This is a genomic window from Actinomadura fulvescens (assembly GCF_039533225.1).
Lineage (GTDB): Bacteria > Actinomycetota > Actinomycetes > Streptosporangiales > Streptosporangiaceae > Spirillospora > Spirillospora fulvescens.
On the sequence record NZ_BAAATD010000003.1, the window covers coordinates 723,790 to 743,493 of the forward strand.

Genomic DNA, 19,704 nt, shown 5'->3' on the forward strand with positions numbered 1-19,704 from the left:
GGCCTGCGCTTTTCCGCGTGGCCGGATCAGGCGCTGGGCTCACGGCAAATAAATAGGTTACTTTCCTATCCGATTCATGCCGCTGAGATCGACGCCGATTCCAGGAGAGCGGTTCACGCTGCCATGAAGACCCCGACTGCCTTGACCACCGCACACAGAGCCGCGGCCGTCGCCACGGCCGCCGCGCTCGCCGCGACGTTCGCCGTGGCCTCGACCCCCAGCACCGCGTCCGCCGCATGCGCGCCGGACGCCCGCGACCTGCTGATGACCTACCAGCCGGTCGACCACACCGTCACCGACGCCAGCTACTTCCTGGCGCGGCTGACCCTCGCCAACGGCGACCGCCGGTGCTCGCTGGCCGGCGGATGGACGATGTACTTCAACTCCGTCCGCCAGCCCGCCGCCGTCCTCACCGGCGCCGCGGGCGACCTCGCGCGCAAGCAGCTCGCCGACCAGGGCCTGTCGGTGGCCCGCGCGGACCAGGCGCAGAGCGGCGACTTCTACGCGCTCAGGCCGACGAGCGCGTTCAAGCCGGTCGCGTCCGGCGAGCGCCGCACGATCGACCTGAACATCGAGCTCTGGGCGACCCACAAGTCCGACGGCCCGGCCGGGTGGAGCATCGCCTACGGCGACGGAAAGCCCCGCTGGATGCCGTCCAAGAGCCTGCTCGACCCCGCCGATCCCAAGCAGACCAAGGCGTTCTCCGGCGACGTCCGCCCGGTGCAGAGCGCGGCCACGCGGTTCGCCGAGAACACCTCGGCCAAGCGGCGGCTGACGCTCCAGGAGCGGATCGTGCCGCAGCCGCTGTCGGCGACCGCGACCGGCGGCACGGTGCGCATCGGCGGCGGCTCCGCCGTCGACGCCCCCGCGGAACTGCGCGGCGAGGCGGGCTATCTGGGGTCGGCGCTGCACGACGTGGCCAAGGGCGACGGCGCGCCGATCTCGCTGCGCCTCGACCCGAAGCTGGACGTCGACCGGGACGGCAAGGCCGACGCCGAGGGCTACACCCTCGCCAGCACCGCCAAGGGCGTGGACATCGTCGGCACCGACCGGGCGGGCGTGCTCTACGGCATCCAGACCCTGCGGCAGCTGATCCCCTCCGCCGCGTACAAGGCGGGCGGCGCGGGCACGGTCGCCGTCCCGCGGGCGACGGTCGCCGACGCCCCGCTGTTCGGCTACCGGGGCCTGCACATCGACGTCGCCAGGCACTTCGAGACCAAGGAGACGGTCAAGAAGTTCCTGGACCTGATGGCCTTCACCAAGATGAACCGCCTGCACTTCGGCGTGACCAACGACGAGGGCTGGCGGGTGGAGATCCCCGGGCTGCCCGAGCTCACCGGCTTCGGCTCCAAGCGGGAGCTGGACCCCCCGGAGAAGAACGCCCTGCACCAGGGGATGGGTTCGGTGAACGACCTGGGCGGCGGTGACGGCGTCGACGGCAAGCCCCGCAACCAGACCGAGGCGAACCTCGGCCGTGCGCCCGCCTACCAGGGCTTCGAGCAGGCGATGGGCAACTTCGTCGGCAAGGGCAGCGGCCACTACTCGGTGCGCGACTTCAAGGAGATCCTCGCGTACGCCACCGAGCGCCACATCGAGGTCGTGCCCGAGTTCAACTTCCCCGCGCACGCCCGGGCGGCCGTTCAGTCGATGGAACGCCGCTACCAGCGCACCAAGGACGACGCCTACCGGCTGCTCGACCCTGCCGACACGTCCCAGCACGTCAGCGTGCAGCTCTACAATGACAACCTCGCCAACCCGTGCATCCCCGGCACCTACGCGTTCCTCACCAAGGTCGTGACCGAGGTCGGGAAGATGTACGCGGACGCCAAGGCCCCGCTCAACCGCATCAACCTCGGCGGCGACGAGCCGCCCGGGCCTCCCGCCGGCTGGTGGTCGGGCTCGCCCGCCTGCAAGAACAACCCCGAGACGGCGGGCAAGAGCGGCGAGCAGCTCGCGGACCTGTTCTTCACCAAGTGGAACGGCATCGCGCAGACGGTCGCCAAGACCACGGCGGGCTGGGAGGACGTCACCGACCCGGGCCGCGACCTGCGCCTGAAGAACTTCGCGCCGCTCCCCTGGCAGAACGTCTGGGGCTGGGGCCGTGAGGACTGGGCCTACCGGTTCGCCAACGAGGGCACGCCGGTGATCCTCGCGCACGCGACGAACCTCTACATGGACCTGGCCTACAACAAGGACCCGGACGAGCCCGGCTACTACTGGGCCGCCTACGTCGACGAGAAGAGCACGTTCACCTACCAGCCGTTCAACGTGTACGCGAACGCCACCGAGACGCGCTGGGGCGGCCCGGTCACTCCCGACCCGAACTGGGTGAAGCTCACCGAGACCGGCAAGAAGAACATCCTCGGGCTCGAAGCCCAGCTGTGGGCCGAGAACGGCAAGACCCCCGGGATCCGCGAGTACCAGGCGTTCCCCAAGCTGCTCGGCGCGGCCGAGCGGGCTTGGAACCGCCGGACCCCCGGCACCGCCGAGATGCCTGCGGCATGGGACGTCTTCAACAACACGCTCGGGCAGGTCACCTTCCCGCTGCTGTCGTTCTACAAGCCGGTCGGGCTGCGCGGCGCGGGCGTGAACTACCGCATCCCGCTGCCCGGCGCGAAGATCTCCGGCGGCACGCTCACCGCCAACGTCCGCAACCCGGGACTGGCGATCGAGTACTCCACCGACGGCGTGCGCTGGCAGCGGTACGCCGGCCCGGTGAGCGCCGGCCCGGCCGCGCTGACCCGGACGCGGAGCGCCGACGGCCGTACGAGCCGCATCTCGCCGGTGGGCGTGCCCGCCTGGCAGAGCGGCACCGCCTACCCGGCGGGTGCGCTGGTGACCCATCAGGGAGAGATCTTCACCGCGACCGGTCCCAGCACCGGGCAGGCACCGGACCTCTCGCCCCGGGCCTGGCGGCTCCTCCAGTGATCCAGGCGGCCGGAGAGCCGATGGCCGGAAACTGACCATCCGGAGGGAAGAGAGAGGAGAGGCCGGGCAGCCCGCCCCCACCGGGCCGCCCGGCCTCTCCGCGCTGGTAAGAGTCGGTAAAGACCTCTCCAATGCCGCCATGGCCGGGCATTCACCGGGAATCACCCCAAAACGGGATCGCCAGGAGCGGGGCACGACCCCGCGGCCAGTGTCGGGGGGACACGTGCGTACCAGAGCGGCCGTCATCTGCACAGGGATGCTCACGGGCATCATGCTGGCGATACCGGTGGCATGGGCCGACGACCTCGAGATCGACCCCGTGTCGGTACAGCCGGGGGGCGACATCACCGTGTCGGGCGGCTGCAAGGACAACGACTCGTTCGTCAGCATCTCGGGCGCGGCGAGCGGCCGGGGCGCGGTCAGCACCGGCTACTTCAGCGTCCAGGCGACGGTGAAGAAGGTCGAGCCGGGCCGCTACACGGTCATCTCCAAGTGCGTTCCCTCCGGCTATCCCCAGACGGGGCGTATCAAGGTCGAGAAGGCCGGGCGCGGCGACGGCGACCGCAAGCCGGACGGCTGGGTCAAGACCGGCGGAGGCGGGACCCAGGAACCCGGGTTCCCCTGGACGGAGGCGGGCCTGGTCCTGGTGGCCGGCGCGGCGGGGATCGGCGGTGTGGCGTTCGTCAGGTCGAGGGCACGTGGGTGAACGCAACGGGTACCTGATCGCCGCGGGCCTGGCGGTGCTCGGCGCCCTGGCGGTGGGCCAGGGCGTGAAGAACGAGCCCAGGCACTACCGCGACCACGGCGGGCCCCGGGCGCTCTGGAACATCCCGGACGGCGGGGAGCTCCCGGTCTCGCCGCCGGAGCGGCTGCAGATCCCGGATCTCGCGCTGGACGCGCCGGTGATGCGGGTCGACCGGGCGGACGACGGGACCGTGCAGGTTCCGCCGTTCGACAGGTCCGAACAGGCCGGCTGGTACCAGCGCGGGCCCGCGCCGGGCAGCCGGGGGTCGGCGGTGGTCCTCGGCCACTACGACGACCTGGACGGATCGGCGGTCTTCTACCGGCTCCACGAGCTCAGGCCGGGCGCGCAGATCAGGGTGGTCCGGCATGACCGGAGCAAGGCCGTGTTCCGGGTGGACGCCGTGGAGCAGATCCACAAGCGGGACTTCCCGCGCAACCGCGTGTACGGAGACGTCCGCTACGCGGGGCTGCGCCTGGTCACGTGCGGCGGCTCCTATGACAAGCAGGACCGCTCCTACCGCGACAACGTCATCGTCTACGCCCATCTTGTCGGCGGCAGGTGACCACCGGCATCACGGGAGCATCCGCAGCAGGTCCCATTCGTTCTCGACCACGCGGCGTCCCAGCGCGGCCAGCTCGACCGAGCGCTCGCCGCCGGTGAGGTGACGCCGCGCCTGCATCACACAGATGATCGCCCAGCGCGCGACGCCGAACATCTCCCACCACCGCAGCGCCACGCGGTCCACCTCGGTGCCGCCCGCCCTCTCGTACGCCTCGATCAGCTGGTCGTACGGGCCGAATCCGCCGACCGGCGGCGCGGCCCCGAACCGCCAGGCCTTCACGCACAGCCAGCCGAGGTCTTCCAGCGGGTCGCCCAGATGGACCAGCTCCCAGTCGAGCACCGCCCTGATGCCGTCGGGGCCGACGATGAGGTTGCCGTTGCGGAAGTCGCCGTGCACCACGACCGACCGGTGCGCGGGCGGGCGGTTGCGGGCCAGCCAGCGCAACGCGAACTCCAGCGCGGGATGCGGCTCGCCGATGGTGTCGAGCACCGTCCGCCATGACTCCAGCTGGTCGCTCTGCTCCAGTTGCGGGACGTCGGCGACGGGGATGCGGTGGATCGCCGCGAGGACCTCGCCGCACTGGCCCGCCAGGCGGGGCCGCACGTCCGCCAGCGCGGGATCGCGGAGGATCCGGCGCGGGATCGTCTCGCCCTCCACCCGTTCCATCACCACGAACTCGGCGCCCAGCCCGGCGGCGGCGTCCCCGGCGGCGATCACCTCGGGGCTCGGCACACCGGCCGCGCCCGCCGCCCGCATGAGCGCGGCCTCCCGCAGCAGCGGGCCGCCCGCCATGACCCCCTGACCGGCGAGCCGGAGGATGAGCGGATGCGTCTCGCCGGCCGCCGTGACGGCGTCGAAGCCGCACGTCACGCGGGAGGCGCCGCCGCTGTCACGGCGCAGCCCGTTGATCCGGACACCCGGGCCGTACCGGCCGGCGAGCACCTCGGCCAGCGGCCCGGCCAGCCGGTCCAGCTCCATCCCGGCCTCCTCCAGCGCGGATAAGTGATCACTTTTCCCCATCCTGGCAGCGAACGGCCCCGGCGGGACATGTGACCTACGTCATACAACCGCCTCCGCGGCCGGCGTGGTCTCCGGGGTGTGAACAGAGCCACGGTCGATCTCTCGGTCGTCATTCCCGTCTACAACGAGGAGGCCCGGCTGCCCGCGACGCTCGCGGCGGTGCGGGCCCACCTGGGCGCGAGCCCGCTGAGCTGGGAGCTGGTCGTCGTCGACGACGGGTCCGCCGACGGCACCTGGCGGCTGGTGCGCGCCGCCGCCCGCCGGGAGCCGCGGATCCGGACGCTGCGCTCCCCGGTCAACCGCGGGAAGGGTCACGCGGTACGCAGCGGCATGCTGGCCTCACGCGGCCGGCTCGTGTTGCTGAGCGACGCCGACCTGGCGACTCCCATCGAGGAGCTCGACCGGCTCCGCGCCGCCCTCGGACCCGGCCACGGCGCCGCCATCGGCTCCCGGCCGCGGGGGCGGCGGCATCCGCTGCGGGAGCTGCCCGCCCGGCTCGGCGGCGCCCTGATCCGCGTGCTGGTCGTCCCCGGGATCGCCGACACCCAGTGCGGTTTCAAGCTCTTCGACGGCGCCAGGGGCCGCGCGGTCTTCCAGGACGCCGTCATCGACGGCTGGGGCTTCGACGTGGAGATCCTCTGCCTGCTGGCGAAGGCGGGCTGGCCGGTCGCCGAGGTGCCCGTGGAGTGGAGCCACCGCCCGGGCTCGAAGTTCCGGCCGCTGGACTATCCGCGCATCCTCGCGGAGATCGTCCGCATCCGGCGGTCGCACGGCCGCCCGCGCCCCGCCGCGACGGCACCGGCCTCACTGCGGGCCGCCGCGTGAACCACCGCGTGATCAGGCCGGCCGCCGTGATGGCGGGCTATGTGGCGGGGGCGTTCGCGCTGTTCTGGCGGCTGTGGGCCGACGTCGACCGGCGGTACCTCGTCGACGGCGGCTCGGACCAGAACCAGTGGGAGTGGTTCTTCGCGGTGACCGCGCGGTCGGTGGCCCGGCAGGACGACCTGCTGTTCACCACCCTGCAGAACCACCCCGACGGTGTGAACCTGATGGCCAACACCGTCATGCTCGGCCTGTCGGTCCCGCTGACGCCGGTGACGCTGACGTTCGGGGCCCCGGTGACTTGGGCCCTGGTGCTGACGTTCGGCCTGGCCGGCACGGCGGCCGGGTGGTACCGGTTCGTGCGGCGCCACCTGAACGGCTCCCGCACCGCGGCGGGCGTGGCGGGCGGCTTCTGCGCCTTCGCTCCCCCGATGGTCTCGCACGCCAACGCCCATCCGAACTTCGTCGTCCTGTTCGTGATCCCGTTCATCGTCGGGCGGCTCGTCCGGCTCGCCCGGGACCGCCGGACGCTGCGCGACGGCGCCGTGCTCGGCCTGCTCGGCGCGTACCAGATCTATATCGGCGAGGAACCGCTCCTGCTGACCGCGATCGGCGTCGGCGTCTTCGCGGTCGCCTACGCCGTGCTACGGCCGCGCGTGGCGTACGCGGTCGCCGGACGCCTCGCGGGCGGCCTCGGCATCGCCGTGCTGGTCTTCGCGCCGCTCGTCGCGTATCCCCTGCACCACCAGTTCTTCGGGCGCCAGAGCTATGACGGCCTCATCCACGGGCCATGGGGCAACGACCTCCTCCAGCTCACCGCGTTCGCCCGCCAGTCGCTGGCCGGGCACATCGCCGAACCGGGTCCGCTCGCGGCGAGCCCCACCGAGCAGAACGCGTTCTTCGGCCTGCCGCTGGTCGTCCTCGTCGCCATGCTGCTGGTCTGGCTGCGCCGCCTGGTGGTGGTCCAGGCCCTCGCGGTCGTCATCGCGGCCGCCGTCCTGCTGTCGCTCGGGCCGGAGATCATGCTCAACGGGCGCCCGACGGGCTGGTCCGGGCCCTGGCTCTGGGCGTCCCGGCTGCCGCTGCTGGAGTCGGTGGTCGAGTCCCGGCTCACGATGATCTGCGTGCCCGCGATCGGGCTGCTGCTGGCGCTCGGCGCCGACCGGGCCGGTTCGCTGACCGCCGCGCTCCCGCCCGCCTCCCGGCGGTGGGCGGGCGCGGCCTGCTGCGCGGTGCTCGCCGAGGCGCTGCTGCCGATCTCCCCCAAGCCGCTGGCGGCGGAAGACCGCCCCGAGACGCCTCGCTTCATCACCGAGGGAACGTGGCGGCGGTACGTGGGTGAGGGACGGACCCTGGTGCCCGTGCCGCCGCCCAACGGAGGGGAATCCACGGCGCTGCGCTGGCAGGTGCAGGCGGGCTTCGGTTTCAACCTGCCGGAGGGCTACTTCGTCGGCCCGTACGGACCGGAACGGGAAGGCGTATACGGGGCTCCTCCCCGGCCTACCTCCATCCTGCTGCGCCGAGCCCGCGACCACAACGACGTTCCCGCCGTCGGCAAGACCCAACGCGCCGAACTCCAGGCCGATCTCGCCTACTGGCGGGCGGACGCCGTCGTCCTCGGGCCGCATCGGCGGCAGGACGTGCTCTACGAGACCCTCGTCCTCCTGCTCGGTCCCGGCCGCTTCGAGGACGGCGCGTGGGTGTGGGACGTGCGGCCGCTCACCCGCGAGACGGCGAGGTGACCCGCGTGGCGATGGAACATCCGATCTTCGTGCCGCCCGAGAGCGTCTCAAGGAACGGGGCCGGCGAGGAGAGACGGCGGAGGGCCACGGTGCGGGCGGAGGACGAGCGGCAGTACGTCGAGTACGTGAGCGGCGCGCTGCCAGGGCTGCGGCGGATCGCCCATCTGCTCTGCCGGGACCCGCACCGCGCCGACGACATCGTGCAGACCGCCCTCACCCGCCTGTACGTGCACTGGCGGAGGGCCCGGGCGGCCGACGACCTCGACGCCTATGTCCGTACGATTCTGGTGCGGTCGTTCCTGAACGAGCAGCGCCTGGCCTGGGCGCGGGTCCGGCTCACCGGCGGCCCGCGCGACACCCCGGCCGTGCCCGCGGCGGCGGGACCGGACGTGGAGACCCGGACGGTGGTGCACACGGCGCTGGAGCGCGTCCCGCCCAAGCAGCGGGCCGTGCTGGTGCTGCGGTTCCTGTGCGACCTGCCGGTGGCCGAGGTGGCGAGGGTCCTCGGCTGCTCGGAGGGCAACGTCAAGAGCCAGACGTCCCACGGGCTCGCCCGGCTGCGCACGCTGCTCGGCGACCAGGTCCCCGGCGCCCTGGGCAGGGAGGAGCGACGATGAGCGAGAACGACCACCGGCGCGAGGCCGAGGCGGCCACCGAGGCCGCCGCCGAGGCCGAGGCCGCGCGGCTGCTCGGCGCGCTCCGGGACTTCCAGCCGCGAGGCCGCGAGACCGTCGACCCGGCGCGGGCCGTGCGGGCGGGACGCCGCAGGGTCCGGGCGCGGCGCGCGGCGGGGTCGGCCGCCGGGGCCCTGGCGGTCATCGTGATCGTGCTCGCCTCGACCCTGCTGGGACGGGCGGGCTTCGGCGCCGACCCCGGCCCGGCCCGGCCCGCGGGCGAGCGGTTCGACGACCGGCGCCAGGAGTTCCGGGTGGGCTCGGGCGGCGGGTTCGCTCCGGCCTCCTACGAGCCGGGAGCCCTCGTCCAGCGGATCGTGCTGCGCCCGGAGTTCGCGGACGGGCCGTTGCGCGGCGCCGACGGGTTCGTGCTCATGTATCCCAAGGGCCGCCTGCCCGACGGTCTCGCCGGTGCCGAACCCCGCGGCCCGGCCGTCGAGGCCGTGCACGGCCGCCCCGCGGTGCGGCTGGACCCGCCGCTGCTCCGCCCCGGCGCCATCGAGCTGGCTTGGGAGTGGAAACCCGGGGCCTGGGGCTTCGTGTCGGTCAGGGGAGCCGGGGTGACCATGGACCGCGCGCGGCATGTCGCCGAGAGCGTGCTCCCGGCGCCGGCCGGTCAGGAACGGCCGTAGGAGTCTTCGAGCCGCTCGATGTCGTCCTCGTCGAAGTGACCGAAGGCGATCTCCATGACCCGCACCACCGCCGTGCCCGAGGAACCCAGCCGATGGGTCTCGCCCGCCCGGATGAGCACGCGGTCGCCCACCTCGGGCAGGATGCGCCGCCCGGCCACCTCGAAGACCGCGCCCGGGTCGAGCGCCACCCACAGCTCGTCCCGGTCGCGGTGGCGCTGCAGGCTCAGCCGCTGGCCCGGCTCGACGTGGATGATCTTCACCGTCGAGGGTTCGTTGAGCGTGAACCGCTCGAACCGCCCCCACGGCCGCTGGTCGGTCTCGACGGTGGGCTCGGGCCGCAGCTCGGGCCGCCGCAGGTCGGGTTGCACTGTCACCTCGGGTTGCGCTGTCACTTCGGGGCTCGTCATTCTCGGAACAGTTCCAGGACGCGGGGGGACGACGCGGCGGCGGCCGGCAGCCCGCCCAGGATGAGGTCGGCGAGGCCGTCGACCACGGTCTCGCGCGGCACCTCGTCGGCGTGGTCGAGCCACCAGTCCCCGGCGGTCTGCACCATGCCGATGACCGCGTGCGCCCACACGTAGGCGCGGACGCGGTCGGTCACCTCGCTCTCGGCGATCATGACCTCGGCCAGTTCCCGGCTGAGCTCCCGGATCATCGTGCTCATCGCGCCGTGCGTGGCGGCGTCCTCGGCACTGGCCCGGTGCATGAGGAACCGGTAGAGGTTCAGGTTGGCCGAGATCGTCGCCAGATAGGTGTCGATCGTCGACCGGGTGCGGGCCCGGACCGAGGTGGTCCGGGAGAACTCGGCCCGCACGCCCTCGATCAGCTTGCGGGTGTGCCGCTCGGCCAGCGCCTGGTAGAGACCGCTCTTGTCGCCGAAGTGCCGGTAGAGGATCGGCTTGCTGATCCCCGCCTCGGCGGCGATGGAGGCCATCGACGCCCCCGGCCCCTCGCGCTGGATGACCCGGTCGGCCGCCTCCAGCAGGGCACGCCGCCGTCCCGGGTCGCGTCGCGCCCCGGGATTCGCCGTCCCCGCAGTCGTCATGGTGAGAACCGTACGCCATCCCGCGGCCCGGACCGGCATGCCGGTGGCCGCTGCGGCGCCCCCGTCCGCTCGCGGGCGGACGGGGACGCGCGGCGCGGTCTAGCGGACCGGCAGGCCCGTGATGGTGCGGCCGATGACCAGGCGCTGGATCTCGCTGGTGCCCTCGAAGATCGTGAAGATCTTGGAGTCGCGGTGCATGCGCTCGACCGGGTACTCCCGGGTGTAGCCGTTGCCGCCGAGGATCTGGATGGCCTCCTCGGTCACGCGGACGGCCGCCTCGCTGGCCATGAGCTTGGCCATGGAGCCCTCGGCGGCGGTGAAGTCCTTGCCGGTGCGGGCCATCCAGGCGGCGCGCCACACCATGAGGCGGGCGGCGTCGATCTGGCACTTCATGTCGGCGAGCTTGAACGCGATGGCCTGGAAGTCACCGATCTTCTTGCCGAACTGCTCGCGCTCCTGGGAGTACTGCAGCGCGTAGTCGTAGGCGGCGCGCGCGACGCCGAGGGCCATCGCGCCGACGGTCGGCCGGGTCGTCTCGAAGGTCTTCATCGCGGCCTGGCCCTTGGCGCTCTTGCCCTCGCGGACGCGGGCGATGCGCTCGTCGAACTTCTCCTTGCCGCCGATGATCAGGTGGCTCGGGACCCGCACGTTGTCCAGGATGACCTCGGCGGTGTGCGAGGCGCGGATGCCGTGCTTCTTGAACTTCTGGCCCTGCTTCAGGCCCGGCGTGTGCGGCGGGATGATGAAGCTGGCCTGGCCGCGGCTGCCGAGCTCGGGGTAGACCGAGGCGACCACGACGTGGATGTCGGCGATGCCGCCGTTGGTGGCCCACGTCTTGGTGCCGTTGATCACCCACTCGTCCTTGGCCTCGTCGTAGGAGGCCCGGGTGCGGATCGAGCCGACGTCGCTGCCGGCGTCGGGCTCGGAGGCGCAGAAGGCGCCGAGCTTGACGTCGTCGGCGGTGCCGAACATCTGCGGCACCCACTCGGCGATCTGCTCGGGCAGGCCGACCGCGGCCACCGACGCGGCCGCCAGGCCCGTGCCGACGATCGACAGGGCGATGCCGGCGTCGCCCCAGAACAGCTCCTCGAACGCGACCGGGATGCCGAGCCCGGTGGGCTCCAGCCACTGGGTGGCGAAGAAGTCCAGCGAGTACAGGCCCACCTTGGAGGCCTCCTGGATGAGCGGCCAGGGGGTCTCCTCGCGCTCGTCCCACTCCTCCGCGGCGGGACGCACGACGTCCTTCGCGAACTCGTGGACCCACTGCCGGACTTCCTGGACGTCCTCGCTGAGCTCCAGCGAGAACGGAGTCGCCTCGGTGCTCGTCATCGTTATTGACCCTCTCTCCAATATCCTCTGTTACCAACGGTAGCATCGGGAGGGGTTACCGGTGGTAACACGGTGGCCAGAGTCACAGCACACGATGGAAAAAGCCCTGCGATTAGCACTGGCCGAGCACGCTCGGGGCCGGTCCTGGCGGCCGGTTCAGCCCGCCCGGTCCACTGTGGTCAGAGGTTGTGACGCGGGGCAAGGGGTTCGCGGAATCCGAGCACCGCCTCGATCATCCGTACCGCCGCCACCGAGGCCCGGACGTCGTGGACGCGCACGATCCGCGCGCCCTGCAGGACGCAGGCGGCGGTGACCGCGAGCGTGCCCTCCAGGCGGTCGTGCTGCGGGCGGTCCTCGATCTCGCCGATGAAGTCCTTGTTGGACACGGCCACGAGCAGGGGGTGGCCGATGGCCGCGATCTCGCTCAGCCGCCGGGTGAGCTCCAGCGAGTGGTAGGTGTTCTTGTTGAGGTCGTGGCCGGGGTCGATGACGATCCGGCCCGGCTCGATCCCCGCGGCGATCGCCCGCGCCACCCGGTCGCGCAGGAACGCCGCCACCTCTCCGACCACGTCGTCATAGGCCGGCTTCGGATGCTCGACCCGCGGCCCGGCCAGGCTGTGGGTGACGACCAGGCCGGCCTTGGCCCTGGCCACGACGGGAGCCAGCCCGGGGTCCTTGAGGCCGCTGGTGTCGTTCACGATGTCGGCCCCGGCGGCGAGCGCCGCCTCGGCCACCTCGGCGCGGAAGGTGTCGACCGAGATCACCGCGTCCGTCCGGGCCCGGGCCGCCTCGATCACCGGCGCGACCCGGTCGACCTCCTCGGCCACCGGGATCTCCGGCCCCTTGCCGAACGGCATCCCGCCGATGTCCAGCCAGTCGGCGCCTTCGGCGACCGCCTTCTCCGCCGCCTCCACCGCCCTGGCGAGCTGGAACGTCGCGCCCCGGTCGTGGAACGAGTCGGGCGTGCGGTTGATGATCGCCATCACCGCGACCTGCCGCGAGAAGTCGAACCGGCGGGCGCCGATGGTGCGATCCGGCTGGATCAGCTCAGGCAGGAACCCCGCGCTCTGTCCGTTCCGCGACACATGTCCTCCTCGATACCCGGCGCCGGGCGACGGCGAGTTCTCAGTCAAGCACGCCCTGAGACCGCGATCGCACAGGACCGCCGCGCGCGCCCTCAGGCCTCCGCGGGCTGCTCGCCCTCGGCGAGCGGGGGCGGGGACTGCGGCGGGATCGCAGGAGGAACGGGCGGAGCCGGTGGCGGGGTGCGCTCCGGCGGCTCCGGTGGGTCCGGCCGCGCGGATCGTTCGGCCTGGGCGGCGATGGAACGCCGGATGGCGCGGGCACGCCGCTTGGCCCGGGGCCCGCCGCGGATCGGCAGCCGCCGGGAGAAGGGGCTCAGCTTGCGCGTCACCCGCCGGATCACCGTGACGGCGATCCCGAACGAGACGATCATGAGGGTGAGCATGGTGAGCGCGAACAGCCAGCCGAAGTCCTGGAACACCTTGTCCGGCTCGCGGTCCAGGGTCTGGCTGAGCATCGCCTTCAGCGCCTCCTGAAGGCTCAGCACCATCGCGACGGTGCCCACCGAGGCGCCCACGAGGCCGCCGGTCCAGGCCGACAGGGTGTCCAGGCGTTCCTGGAACCAGGCGAGGTTGGCCCGCACCTGGCGTTCGAGGTCGCCGAGGTCGCGGATGAGGATCTCGTCGCTGTTGTGCAGGCGGATCGGCTCGATGAGCCGGCCGATGCGGTCGTGGAGCACGTAGTCGTCGGTGGTGCTGGCCACCATGTGCTGCCAGCGTTCGAGCTGGAAGCGGGTGACCGTGAGCCGTTCGGTGAGCACCCGCTGGGTGTCGCGCTGCACGCAGCGCAGCACGGCCCGCCGCAGCCCGAGCGCCTCCAGCAACTGGGTCCGGTCCGGGTCGATCACGTCCATCTCGGGGTCCGGCTCGCCCGCCGGCACCAGTGTCAGCGCCTGGTTCTCCGACAGGTACCAGCGGTCGAGCGTCTCCCTGCCCAGGTTGATCGGCGCCGCCCGGATGTCGGTGCGGTCGGGATACATCAGGTAGTCGATGATCCGCTGCCACTCGCCCTCGGTCTCCCGGCCGCCGACGAGCGGGCTGAGCGCCGGGTTGACGATCTCGAACTGCGCGCCGAAGCTCCCGGGGAACGGGTAGCTGATGAACCCCTCGGCGTACATGTCGTGCAGGCGGTCGCAGCCCTGGATGCCCTCAAGCGCCCACGCCGCGACCCGCTCGGGGTCGGAGACGCCGTGCGCGCGCTCGTAGAGGTCGAAGAAGACCCAGTTCATGACGCAGCGGACGCTGCCCTCGATCACGTGCCCGCCCGGAACATGCCACCGCAACGGGTATCCGGTGATCCACATGGCCCGTTCCAGCTGACCGAGGACCTCGGCCGTCACCGGTCCCCCGGCGCTTAGCCAGCCGGACCGTAGGGTAGGTCTGATGACCATGAATCCGGAGGCGTGCACCAGCAGGTGGACCGACACCTTGCCGCTGACCGGACGGTCCCCGCCGCGCAGCCGCAGCACCCCGTCGAACGCGAGCGGGCGCATCCGGTAGCGGGCCACATGACCGAGCCGCAGCGTCTGGATGTCGAAGAACGCCTGGGCGTCGACGTCCAGCAGTTCTCCACTGCCGTCACTTCCCGCGACAAGAAGGTCACGAGGCGCGATGTCGGCCAGATCGCCGAGGTCGTACGTACGAATCCAACTAATTGTCCAGTTAGGAGGGATCTGACCCGCAATGCTCACTATCGCGATCGTAGCCCACAACGAGGAGCCCTATGTGGAGAATGCGATCCGGCAGGCGAGGGAGGCCGCGGACGCCTCCACCCGCGTCGTCGTCGTCGACAGCGCCTCGACCGACGGCACCGCCGAGCGCGCGCGTTCGCTCGGCTGTGACGTGCTTCCGGCGCCCCTGGGAAAGGGGGCCGCAATGGTGACGATGGCCCGCGCGACCGAGACTCCGTGGTTGTGCTTTATGGACGCCGATATCGTGGAGAACGGCCGGAACATTCCGCTGACATTGCGCACGGCGATCGAATCCGCCCCCGAATCGACGGCCATGGTGGTCGCCGATTTCGACGATCCGCCGCCCAAGCCCATTCTGAGTGCGACGATCTCCATTTACGGCCCGCTCGTCCGCGCGCTGGTCCCCGAGGCCGACGGCAGGTTCGGCGACCGGCCGCTCAGCGGGTTCCGGGCCGTTCGTCCCGCGCTCCTGGCCGACGACGCCCCCGCCGACTTCGGCATCGAGGCGTACCTCAACCTGACCGCGGCCCTGGGCGGACGGCCGGTGGTCCTCACCCACATCGGCCCGTTCAAGCAGCGGTTCCGCTACAAGGCCGACATGGGTGCGGAGATCGGCCGCGCGATCCTCGACGTCGCCGTCCGGCACGGCCGTCTCGATCCCGCGCTGCGCCCGGAGTGGGACGCCTGGGTCGGCCGGATCCTGAAGGTCATCCGGACCTACGACGGCGATCTCAGCCAGGGCGCGGCCTATCTGGAACGGCTCCACGCCGCCATGGAGGAGCCGATGCCCCCGCGCTTCGCCTGACGCCCGGGTTCAGCCGGCGGCGTGCCTGTCCAGGAAGGCGTAGACGTCGGCCTCATCGACCCCCGGGAAGGCTCCGGGAGGCAGCACCGAGAGCACGTGGGAGTGGGCACGGGCGGACGGCCACGCCATGCCCTCCCACCGGTCGGCGAGCTCCTGCGGCGGCCGCTGGCAGCAGTCGCCGTCCGGGCACGCCGACTTGACCCTGTTGGTCGTCTCCCGTCCCCGGAACCAGCGCGAGTCCTCGAACCGCACGCCCAGCGTGATCGCGAAGTCGCGCTCGTGTGACGGGTCGATGTGCGACAGGCACCAGTACGTGCCGGTCGGGGTGTCGGTGTACTGGTAGTAGACCGAGAAGCGGTCGGCGGCGTGGAAGACGTGGCGCCCGGCCCACTCCCGGCACATCCGCTGGCCCTCGATCGCCCCGTCCTCGTCCTGGGGGAACAGCAGGCCGTCGTTGGCGTACGCCTTGTAGATGGTGCCGTTCTCGTCGTTCTTGGTGAAGTGCAGCTGCAGGTCCAGGTGGTGGGTCGCCACGTTGGTGAACCGGTGCGCGGCCATCTCGTAGGAGACCGAGAAGACGTCGGCCAGGTCCTCCACCGACAGCTCGCGGGCCTCCTTGGCCTCCTGCAGGTACGGGGCGACGGCGCGCTCGGGCAGCAAGATCGCGGCGCCGAAGTAGTTGGCCTCCACCCGCTGGCGCAGGAAGTCGGCGAAGTCGCGCGGCTGGTCGTGGTCGAGCGCGATGTGCCCGAGCGTCTGCAGCAGGATCGTCCGGGGCGTGTGCATGCCGAGCTGCTCGCGCTCCAGGTAGATCCGCCGGTTGCGCAGGTCGGTGATCGACCGCACCGAGCGGGGCAGGTCCTGGACGTACTGCAGGCTGAAGCCGAAGTGCCCGACGAGCGTCATCAGCATGCCCTGCGACACCGGGCCGCGCCGGTAGCCGATCGCGTCGAGGGTGCCGGCCGCCACGCTCTCGATCTCACCGAAGTAGTTGCCGCGCTCGTGCATCTGGCGGCGCAGCGCGGCATTGGCCTTGCGCGCCTCCTCGGGGCTGGCGGTGGGCTTGGTACGGCTGCGCCGCAGCTCCCCGTAGAGGGCCAGGATGTGCTCGATCACCTCGTTCGGCATGCGCTTGCTGACCTTGAGGTGCGACAGGCCCAAGGTCTTGTAGAGCGGGTCGCGCTGGGCCTCCTCCAGGGCGATCTCCAGCTGGGCGCGCCGGCTGGGCGGCTGCCGGCGCAGCAGCTCCTCCACCGGGACCTCCAGCGCGGTGGCCAGGGTCTGCAGGAGCGACAGCTTGGGCTCGCGCCTGCCGTTCTCCAGCAGGGAGAGCTGGGACGGTGCCCGGCCCACGCGCTCGCCCAGATCGGACAGCGTCATGCCGCGGCCGCGCCGTAGGTGGCGGAGCCGCTGCCCGAACGTGACGAGATCGACGTCACTCGTCAAGTTGAGGGGTTCTTCTGGCCGCAAGGTCGTCACGGCTTCATATTAGCGGAAATTTCGACAATCTTTCGTTACCCGCCAGTTCATTAAGGGTTGCGGGACGGGCAGACTCATCCCCAAGCACCCAGGGGACGACACAGAAGGGCAAGATCATGAGCGACAGTCGCCTCAAGGGCGCAGCCGACGAGCTGCGGCGTCAGTGGGAGACCGACGAGCGCTGGGCGAACATCGAGCGGAGCTACTCCGCCGAGGACGTCGTCCGGCTCCGCGGCTCGGTCCAGGAGGAGTTCACCCTCGCCCGCCTCGGCGCGGAGCGGCTGTGGAAGCTCCTGCACGAGGAGGACTACGTCCACTCGCTCGGCGCGCTCACCGGCATGCAGGCCGTCCAGCAGGTGAAGGCCGGTCTCAAGGCCATCTACCTGTCGGGCTGGCAGGTCGCGGCCGACGCCAACCTGGCGGGCCAGACCTACCCTGACCAGAGCATCTACCCGGCCAACTCGGTTCCGCAGGTCGTGCGGCGCATCAACAACGCCCTGCTGCGCGCCGACCAGGTCCAGTGGTCCGAGGGCTCGGGCGACACGCACTTCCTCGCCCCGATCGTGGCCGACGCCGAGGCCGGCTTCGGTGGCGTGCTGAACGCCTTCGAGCTGATGAAGGGCATGATCGCCGCCGGTGCGGCGGGCGTGCACTGGGAGGACCAGCTGGCCTCCGAGAAGAAGTGCGGCCACCTGGGCGGCAAGGTCCTCATCCCGACCTCGCAGCACATCAAGACCCTCAACACCGCCCGCCTCGCGGCGGACATCTCCAATGTGCCGTCCCTGATCATCGCGCGGACCGACGCCGAGGCCGCGACCCTGATCACGACGGACGTGGACGAGCGCGACCGCGAGTTCATCACCGGCGAGCGCACCGCCGAGGGCTTCTACCGGGTCACCAACGGCATCGAGCCCTGTATCGCCCGCGCCAAGGCCTACGCGCCCTACTCCGACCTCATCTGGATGGAGACCGGCACCCCGGACCTGGAGCAGGCCCGCAAGTTCGCCGAGGCCGTCAAGGCCGAGTACCCGGACCAGATGCTGGCCTACAACTGCTCGCCCTCCTTCAACTGGAAGCAGCACCTGGACGACGCGACCATCGCCAAGTTCCAGCGCGAGCTCGGCCACATGGGCTTCAAGTTCCAGTTCATCACGCTGGCCGGCTTCCACGCCCTCAACCACGGCATGTTCGACCTGGCCTACGGCTACGCCCGCGAGGGCATGACCGCCTACGTCGAGCTGCAGGAGCGCGAGTTCGCCTCGGCCGACCGCGGCTTCACCGCCGTCAAGCACCAGCGTGAGGCGGGCACCGGCTACTTCGACCAGGTCAGCACCGCGATCGCCCCGGACTCGTCCACCACGGCGCTCAAGGGCTCCACCGAAGAGGGCCAGTTCCACTAGCCTTCCGCGGTCCCCGCGACCTCAGCCTCAGGGCTCACTGAGGACCGGCCGGTCACCACCGGCCACGAGAAGGCCCCTCCGGCTCCTACACCCCGGAGGGGTCTTCTCGCGTCCGCCGCCGGCCGAGGTCGTACGGCCACATGCGGCAGCAGTCTCGACATCTCTCCCTTGTCCGGCCAATGTGGACGGGTTGTTCGATCACTCAAGGGAGAGGATCCGACGAATGGCCATGCGCCCTTCCAGGCAGACCCGGCGTCCCCGGGGCACCGGACGCGTACTGCCCCTGGCGCTCGCCGCGGTGAGCGTGGTCGCGCTGGCGCCCGCCGCCTCCGCCGACCGTCCCGACTACCGGCCCGGTTCCGCCGGCCTCGGCGACCCGTACTTCCCCGAACTCGGCAACGGCGGCTATGACGTCAAGCACTACGGCCTCGACGCAGCCTACGACCCGGCCACCGACACGCTCAGGGCGACCGCGGTCATCAGCGCCCGGGCCACGCACCACCTGTCGCGCTTCAACCTCGACTTCTACAAGCTGAACGTGCGCTCGGTGGAGGTGAACGGCAGGTCCGCCCGGTTCGCCCGCACCGGCGAACGCGAGCTCGTCATCACCCCGCGCAAGGGCCTGCGCAAGAACAGCACCTTCCGCGTGACCGTCCGCTATGACGGGGTGCCCGAGACCCTGGGCGGTCCCATCGTCTTCGGCCTGCCCTACGGGTTCGTGCACACCCCGGACGGCGCCTCGGTCTCGTCGGAGCCCAACGGCGCGTCCACCTGGTTCCCCGCGAACGACCACCCGCGGGACAAGGCGCTGTTCACGCTCAAGATGTCGGTGCCGAAGGGATTGAAGGCCATCAGCAACGGCCATCTGCTCAAGCAGCGGGCCGGGGGCGGCAGCGCGACGTTCGTGTGGCACGAGGACCGCCCGATGGCGCCGTACCTCGCGACCGTCGCGATCGGGCGCTTCAACGTCTCGACGACCAGGACGGGCAAGGGCCTGCCGCAGCTCGACGCCGTTGACCCGGACGTGGCGTCCCACCCCGACGCGGTCGCCACCCCCCGGCACACGACCCGGGCCACCGACGAGCTGGCGGACTACTTCGGGCGCTACCCGTTCACCACCACCGGCTCCATCACCGAGAACAACCTGGTGCCGCCCATCAACGTCGGCTACGCGCTGGAGACCCAGAGCCGTCCCATCTACCACCGTCCGCGCGCCGAGGGCACCGTCGTGCACGAGATCGGCCACCAGTGGTTCGGCAACAGCGTCTCCACCCACCGCTGGAAGGACATCTGGCTGAACGAGGGCTGGGCCCGCTTCATCGAGTGGTACTGGACCGAGCGGCACGGCGGCCAGTCCGCGCAGGCCTCGTTCCAGCAGACCTACGACAACCCGCCGGCGGCGCCGCCCGGCCGCCCCGCGTTCTGGGACGTCGTCGTCGCCGACCCGACCCGCGACCAGATGTTCCACGGCGCGGTCTACTCCCGGGGCGGCCTGACGCTGCAGGCGCTGCGGCAGAAGATCGGTGACGAGAAGTTCTTCCGGCTGGCCCGCACGTGGGTCGCGCGGAAGAAGTACAGCACCGCCACCACCGAGGAGTTCACCGCCCTGGCCGAGAGGATCGCCGGTCAGGACCTCGACCGGTTCTTCCAGGTCTGGCTCTACCAGCCCGGCAAGCCGACCACCTGGTGAAGGGACGGTAGCGACACGTAGCGCGGGCCGGATCGGGCGTCGCCCGGTCCGGCCTTCG

At 71.5% G+C, this 19,704-nt stretch carries 17 protein-coding genes; 10 read left to right on the forward strand and 7 right to left on the reverse strand.

The window, feature by feature from the left end:
• The first annotated feature begins 141 nt into the window (after positions 1–141).
• The 3 genes from ABD333_RS15380 to ABD333_RS15390 all read left to right on the forward strand — a co-directional run bounded on the left by ABD333_RS15380 (position 142) and on the right by ABD333_RS15390 (position 4,235).
• Entirely contained in the window at positions 142–2,928 is a 2,787-nt protein-coding gene (locus tag ABD333_RS15380) for a family 20 glycosylhydrolase (RefSeq protein WP_344541453.1), read from the forward strand.
• A gap of 223 nt (positions 2,929–3,151) precedes the next feature.
• Positions 3,152–3,634, forward strand: coding sequence for a hypothetical protein (locus ABD333_RS15385; RefSeq protein ID WP_344541454.1), 483 nt, complete (start codon positions 3,152–3,154; stop codon positions 3,632–3,634).
• Positions 3,627–4,235 carry a class F sortase gene (locus ABD333_RS15390; protein WP_344541455.1) on the forward strand — a complete coding sequence of 203 codons (609 nt, stop codon included), beginning with the start codon at positions 3,627–3,629 and terminating at the stop codon, positions 4,233–4,235. The genes ABD333_RS15385 and ABD333_RS15390 overlap by 8 nt, the downstream gene beginning before the upstream one ends.
• Positions 4,236–4,244: 9 nt before the next feature.
• Here ABD333_RS15390 and ABD333_RS15395 read toward each other — a convergent pair whose 3' ends face one another.
• Positions 4,245–5,213, reverse strand: a complete 969-nt coding sequence (locus ABD333_RS15395) for a phosphotransferase family protein (protein WP_344541456.1) — start codon at positions 5,211–5,213, stop codon at positions 4,245–4,247.
• 120 nt (positions 5,214–5,333) lie between these two features.
• On the opposite strand from ABD333_RS15395, the gene ABD333_RS15400 reads away from it, so the two are divergent.
• Genes ABD333_RS15400 through ABD333_RS15415 form a run of 4 tightly spaced genes read left to right on the forward strand, consistent with a single transcriptional unit; the run spans position 5,334 to position 9,125 of the window.
• A complete protein-coding gene (locus ABD333_RS15400; protein ID WP_344541457.1) occupies positions 5,334–6,080 on the forward strand; it encodes a dolichyl-phosphate beta-glucosyltransferase in 747 nt (248 codons plus the stop codon).
• An 8-nt stretch (positions 6,081–6,088) separates the two neighbouring features.
• Entirely contained in the window at positions 6,089–7,819 is a 1,731-nt protein-coding gene (locus tag ABD333_RS15405; RefSeq protein WP_344541458.1) for a glycosyl transferase, read from the forward strand.
• A gap of 11 nt (positions 7,820–7,830) precedes the next feature.
• Positions 7,831–8,436 carry a SigE family RNA polymerase sigma factor gene (locus ABD333_RS15410; protein WP_344541580.1) on the forward strand — a complete coding sequence of 202 codons (606 nt, stop codon included), beginning with the start codon at positions 7,831–7,833 and terminating at the stop codon, positions 8,434–8,436.
• Complete coding sequence (locus tag ABD333_RS15415; RefSeq protein WP_344541459.1) at positions 8,433–9,125, forward strand: hypothetical protein; 693 nt, start codon at positions 8,433–8,435, stop codon at positions 9,123–9,125. The genes ABD333_RS15410 and ABD333_RS15415 overlap by 4 nt, the downstream gene beginning before the upstream one ends.
• On the opposite strand, the gene ABD333_RS15420 is transcribed toward ABD333_RS15415, so the two are convergent.
• From ABD333_RS15420 to ABD333_RS15440, 5 genes are all read right to left on the reverse strand, one after another.
• On the reverse strand, positions 9,110–9,532 hold the full coding sequence (locus tag ABD333_RS15420) for a phosphomannose isomerase type II C-terminal cupin domain (RefSeq protein ID WP_344541460.1): 423 nt from the start codon (positions 9,530–9,532) through the stop codon (positions 9,110–9,112). The genes ABD333_RS15415 and ABD333_RS15420 overlap by 16 nt on opposite strands.
• On the reverse strand, positions 9,529–10,170 hold the full coding sequence (locus ABD333_RS15425; RefSeq protein ID WP_344541461.1) for a TetR family transcriptional regulator: 642 nt from the start codon (positions 10,168–10,170) through the stop codon (positions 9,529–9,531). Before ABD333_RS15425 ends, ABD333_RS15420 begins: the two co-directional genes overlap by 4 nt.
• A 99-nt stretch (positions 10,171–10,269) precedes the next feature.
• Positions 10,270–11,499, reverse strand: coding sequence for an acyl-CoA dehydrogenase family protein (locus tag ABD333_RS15430; RefSeq protein ID WP_344541463.1), 1,230 nt, complete (start codon positions 11,497–11,499; stop codon positions 10,270–10,272).
• A 179-nt stretch (positions 11,500–11,678) separates the two neighbouring features.
• A complete protein-coding gene (gene folP, locus ABD333_RS15435) occupies positions 11,679–12,584 on the reverse strand; it encodes a dihydropteroate synthase (protein WP_344541464.1) in 906 nt (301 codons plus the stop codon).
• 92 nt (positions 12,585–12,676) lie between these two features.
• Positions 12,677–14,272, reverse strand: coding sequence for a hypothetical protein (locus ABD333_RS15440; protein ID WP_344541465.1), 1,596 nt, complete (start codon positions 14,270–14,272; stop codon positions 12,677–12,679).
• A gap of 34 nt (positions 14,273–14,306) precedes the next feature.
• Between ABD333_RS15440 and ABD333_RS15445 the strand changes: the two genes are divergently transcribed.
• Entirely contained in the window at positions 14,307–15,077 is a 771-nt protein-coding gene (locus ABD333_RS15445) for a glycosyltransferase family 2 protein (protein WP_344541466.1), read from the forward strand.
• Between the two features lie 9 nt (positions 15,078–15,086).
• On the opposite strand, the gene ABD333_RS15450 is transcribed toward ABD333_RS15445, so the two are convergent.
• A complete protein-coding gene (locus ABD333_RS15450; RefSeq protein WP_344541467.1) occupies positions 15,087–16,523 on the reverse strand; it encodes a helix-turn-helix domain-containing protein in 1,437 nt (478 codons plus the stop codon).
• Between the two features lie 149 nt (positions 16,524–16,672).
• On the opposite strand from ABD333_RS15450, the gene aceA reads away from it, so the two are divergent.
• On the forward strand, positions 16,673–17,956 hold the full coding sequence (gene aceA, locus ABD333_RS15455) for an isocitrate lyase (protein WP_344541468.1): 1,284 nt from the start codon (positions 16,673–16,675) through the stop codon (positions 17,954–17,956).
• A gap of 223 nt (positions 17,957–18,179) precedes the next feature.
• Positions 18,180–19,646, forward strand: coding sequence for a M1 family metallopeptidase (locus ABD333_RS15460; RefSeq protein WP_344541469.1), 1,467 nt, complete (start codon positions 18,180–18,182; stop codon positions 19,644–19,646).
• The last annotated feature ends 58 nt before the right edge of the window (positions 19,647–19,704 follow it).

Coding starts and splice junctions, on each gene's coding strand:
- ABD333_RS15395 (WP_344541456.1), bottom strand. CDS start 5,213: ATGGAGCTGGACCGGCTGGCCGGGCCGCTGGCCGAGGTGCTCGCCGGC.
- ABD333_RS15410 (WP_344541580.1), top strand. CDS start 7,831: ATGGAACATCCGATCTTCGTGCCGCCCGAGAGCGTCTCAAGGAACGGG.
- ABD333_RS15415 (WP_344541459.1), top strand. CDS start 8,433: ATGAGCGAGAACGACCACCGGCGCGAGGCCGAGGCGGCCACCGAGGCC.
- ABD333_RS15420 (WP_344541460.1), bottom strand. CDS start 9,532: ATGACGAGCCCCGAAGTGACAGCGCAACCCGAGGTGACAGTGCAACCC.
- ABD333_RS15425 (WP_344541461.1), bottom strand. CDS start 10,170: ATGACGACTGCGGGGACGGCGAATCCCGGGGCGCGACGCGACCCGGGA.
- ABD333_RS15430 (WP_344541463.1), bottom strand. CDS start 11,499: ATGACGAGCACCGAGGCGACTCCGTTCTCGCTGGAGCTCAGCGAGGAC.
- aceA (WP_344541468.1), top strand. CDS start 16,673: ATGAGCGACAGTCGCCTCAAGGGCGCAGCCGACGAGCTGCGGCGTCAG.
- ABD333_RS15460 (WP_344541469.1), top strand. CDS start 18,180: ATGGCCATGCGCCCTTCCAGGCAGACCCGGCGTCCCCGGGGCACCGGA.